Origin of the sequence: Aeromonas sp. Lyrl_2 (assembly GCF_051948815.1) — a bacterium.
Classification (GTDB): Bacteria; Pseudomonadota; Gammaproteobacteria; order Enterobacterales; family Aeromonadaceae; genus Aeromonas; species Aeromonas veronii.
In genome coordinates this window covers 1-1208 of the sequence record NZ_JAYJLJ010000056.1, presented here as the reverse complement: position 1 = coordinate 1208, position 1208 = coordinate 1, and the positions used below count along the sequence as shown (strand labels likewise).

General features: G+C 44.5%; 2 protein-coding genes. Both read left to right on the top strand.

The features are described from left to right. The coding region (locus tag VF684_RS20870; protein WP_440174395.1) for a hypothetical protein at positions 1–290 on the top strand (290 nt) is incomplete at its 5' end. Positions 291–472: 182 nt separating this feature from the next. Continuing rightward, positions 473–1033: a hypothetical protein gene (locus VF684_RS20865; protein WP_049637251.1), complete on the top strand. Its 561-nt coding sequence runs from the start codon at positions 473–475 to the stop codon at positions 1031–1033. Positions 1034–1208 lie beyond the last annotated feature (175 nt).

Here is a 1208-nt window from a genome sequence, read left to right as displayed (position 1 = left end):
TTGCGTATCACATGGATGCTCAACTGACATGTCCCGACTACTTTCCTCTGCTACTTCTTCACAGGCTTGACCTCTGGCTGCAAAAGTTAAAGGATGATAAAACTCTAAGAGATTCACTAAAATCTCCAGATGAGGTTCAGTCTATTTTCAATAATGTTGAAAAAGATGATGCTCTTGAGATTCTTAGCAAGGAAGTTTCTGACTTGGCAGCCTCTGTTTATCGAGATCTGTACCCATATGATAGAGAGAAAGATATAAACAAATTAGTCTACAAATCTATTTATATTTAAGCAAACAATTAATTTCCCGAAAAATATTACCGCCTTTAACCATGGCCCCAATGGGGCCAATGAGTAACATCGTAGGATCTTACTATTATTTCTCAGGTTGTCTGACCCAATGATGAGGACTATAATCCCCACCCTGATTTTGATTCCTACTAATTGTTGTCTTTCGAGACTGAGGGTTACCTATGGGCTCCCAAACTGTGTGGCTTCCAACCGTACTCTACACTGCACTAATTCGGTTACAGCTGAACGATTTCACTGCACAGGAGTGCGTAATCGCGGTATTTGGTGACAAGTTAAAGCGCCCATCAAAACATAAATACTATGGACTCATATACCGCCATCTGAACAAGTTGGTCGGTATGGGTCTTTTGAATAGGCGCAGTGTGGGCAATAAATGGTTTCGTCCAAATTACGTCAAAGCGCAGTTGTTTGATGGGGTGACTTTTCTGGAGGATCTACTTGGCCCACAGGTTCCAGTGACTCAGGTCGAGCAAAAGGCAGTCGTGGAAGTGAAGGATGAGGTGCGAAAGGGGTTGGAAGAATTGGAGGCCAAGGCGAAATCTTATCGATTTGAAATTCAGGAATACCAGGCCACGTTCGCCGAATACAACGAACTACGAGCAGATTTCCCCGCGCTAGAGGCAACCATTGATAGTGTGCTCAGGCACACCAGTCAGGAATTTCAGTCCTTACGAGGACGGTTGGCAGCCGTGGAGGAGGTAATGAGGGCGTTGAAGGCCTAGAAAGAGAATCGACCTGTGTCTAGGGCAAGACCAGCCTGACGTTAGCTACAAAAACGCACACTATCGCTGGCATGGCTTTCAGCTCGGCACTTCGTAAGTTACATCGCGAACAACTCATCAGAAGTTCACTCAAAAACCAACTATGTAAAATCAGGAAAAAAGCCATCCCCTATGC